General features: G+C 63.3%; 2 protein-coding genes. Both read right to left on the bottom strand.

What is annotated here, in order from left to right:
• Positions 1-374: 374 nt before the first annotated feature.
• Positions 375-779: a YccF domain-containing protein gene (locus IVB47_RS31435; protein ID WP_027568963.1), complete on the bottom strand. Its 405-nt coding sequence runs from the start codon at positions 777-779 to the stop codon at positions 375-377.
• Between the two features lie 93 nt (positions 780-872).
• Positions 873-2,417, bottom strand: a complete 1,545-nt coding sequence (locus IVB47_RS31430; protein ID WP_247467308.1) for an acyl-CoA synthetase — start codon at positions 2,415-2,417, stop codon at positions 873-875.
• Between the last annotated feature and the right edge of the window lie 82 nt (positions 2,418-2,499).

Here is a 2,499-nt window from a genome sequence, read left to right as displayed (position 1 = left end):
GAGGGTATTAGAGCAACTGACCCCGCCACAAAGCCGATCAAACAAAGCCACTTCATGCAATCGCCTCCCGATAAGAATGAACCAAGGGCCAGCCGCGGCACATTGCGGCCGCGTTCGCGGCCGCTCGTCAACAATGAAGGCGGGAAAAAGTTGCAATGAAACGTGACGCATTGCGGTTTCGCTGGCGCTCTACCCATCCCACGACCCGAGCAAGCGCCTCGTCCTTCGAGATGACCGCTTCGCGGTCTCCTCAGGATAAGGCTGAGCTGCGTCGGGATTTGTTGCAGGTGCAGCCACGTGTTCCGCCCTCATCCTGAGGGCCCGCCAACGGCGGGCGTCTCGAAAGATGTGCCGCGGGGACGCTTACGACTCCCCTAGGCCGGCACGATCACCTTGCCGATCGGCCAGAGCGCGATGCCCGCGAGCTTGAGGTGGGCCCAAGCGAAGGGAATGCCGATGATGGTGATCGCGAGGGCCAGGGCGGTGAGGAGGTGGCCGAGCGCCAGCCACCAGCCGGCCAGCACGAACCAGATGATGTTGCCGATCACCCCGAGCGGGCCGGTGCCGATATCTTCGACACCGGTGACCTCATAGCGGTTGACCGCCCGCGAGCCGAACGGCATCAGCGTGTAGACCGCAATGTTGAACGCGGCCCGCGCCCAGGGCAGGCCGACGATGGTGATCGCCATGATGACCGCGGCGACCAGCCAGCCGAGCGCCATCCAGGCGCCGCCGATGAGAATCCAGAGCAGGTTGAGCAGGATGGAAACGGGAGCCATGGGATGATCCGCGAGACGATGATCCCGTCTATATAGGCTCGGAATCCGTCCCTGCCAGGATGGTATCGACGCACGCAAAGCGCAGATCGACCGCTAGATCTTCCGCCCCGCCTGCTCCCAATAGGGATCGCGCAGGCGGCGCTTGAAGATCTTGCCGGAATCTTCGCGCGGCAGCCCGGTGCGGATCTCGATGTGTTTTGGCACCTTGTAGTCGGCGAGCGACGCCTTCAGTCGCGCGCGGATATCGCCGGCGTTGAGCGCGATGCCCGGCTGCGGCTCGACCACGGCCATCAGCGCTTCTCCGAACTCGGCATCGGGGATGCCGAACACCGCGCAATCATGCACGCCGGGCACCGCGTGCAGAACCGACTCGATCTCGGCCGGGTAAATGTTGACGCCGCCCGAGATCACCATGTCGCGCTTGCGATCGCAGATGAAGACGTAGCCCTCTTCGTCGATATAGCCGACGTCGCCCGAGGTGATGAAGCCGTCGCGATCGATCTCGGCGCGCTTCTCCGGCTTGTTGTGGTAGGTGAAATCGGCCATCCCGGCCATGCGCGAATAGATCTCGCCGATCTCGCCCACGCCCAGCACGCGTCCGTCATCGCCGATGAAGCGTAGCTCGGCGCCGGGCGATATTTTGCCGACGGTGCCGGGCTTCCTCAGCGCGTCCTCGGAGGTCGCGAAGGTGACGGCGCTGGATTCGGTCGAGCCGTAGAATTCGTAGATCACCGGCCCCCACCATTCGATCATGGCGCGCTTGACGTCCGCCGGACAGGGTGCTGCGGCATGGATGATATGGCGGAGCGAGGAGACGTCGTATTTCTTTCGCACCTCCTCCGGCAGCTTCATCAGCCGGATGAACATGGTCGGCACCATGAAGATGGTGTCGATCTTGTAGCGCTCGATCAGCTCGAGAAATTCCTCGGGCTCGAACCGGGGCATCAGCACCAGTGCGCCGCCGAGTTTTCCCGCGCGAATGCCGAACGAGTTCGGCGCGGAGTGATAGAGCGGGCCCGGCAGGATCGTGCGGGCGCCGGGCTTCAGCCCATAGATCATCGCGCGCATGCGCTCGCCGGCAGCCGCCTGCTCCGGCGTCGGCGCATTGCGCCGTACGCCCTTGGGATGGCCTGTCGTGCCCGAGGTGTAGATCATGTTCATGGGCTGCGGCACGATCGGGCCGCCGTAGGGCTGGTGCTGCGCGAGCCAGGATTCGAAATCGATCGCGAAGTCCGGCGTCTTCAGATGATCGGGATCGATCTTGTAGCTGGACAGGATCTCCGGCGGCGTCGGCACGCTGAGCACGGTGACGCCTTTCGGGATCGCGTCGCGCAGAGCATGCAGCATGTCGGCATGGCCAATCAGCACGGATGTGCCGGTGTCGTTCAGGATGTAATTGATCTCCTCCGGCTTGAAGTGCCAGTTGATCGGTACGCCATAGGCGCCCAGCCGCATCGCTGCATAGGCAGCTTCGATGAAGGCGATATCGTTACGCATCAGCATGCAGACGCAATCGCCCTGCCCGACGCCGATCTGGCTGAGGCCGGCGGCGATGCGGTCGGCACGATCAGCGACCTCGGCATGGGAGCGGCTGCGCCCGCCGGAGACGATGCCGAGGAAATTTGAGGTTTCGCTCATTGTTGTTTTTCTTTGTTGTTTAGCGACGATGTCCGTTACTCGTCATCACCGGGCTTGTCCCGGTGATCCACGTTCTTGCGTT

Source organism: Bradyrhizobium sp. 62 (genome assembly GCF_023073035.1).
Lineage (GTDB): Bacteria > Pseudomonadota > Alphaproteobacteria > Rhizobiales > Xanthobacteraceae > Bradyrhizobium.
This window is presented reverse-complemented; position numbering and strand designations above follow the sequence as displayed.

What these genes read in the sequence shown, in the direction of transcription:
- IVB47_RS31435 (WP_027568963.1), bottom strand. Translation starts at nt 779, where the DNA reads ATGGCTCCCGTTTCCATCCTGCTCAACCTGCTCTGGATTCTCATCGGC.
- IVB47_RS31430 (WP_247467308.1), bottom strand. Translation starts at nt 2,417, where the DNA reads ATGAGCGAAACCTCAAATTTCCTCGGCATCGTCTCCGGCGGGCGCAGC.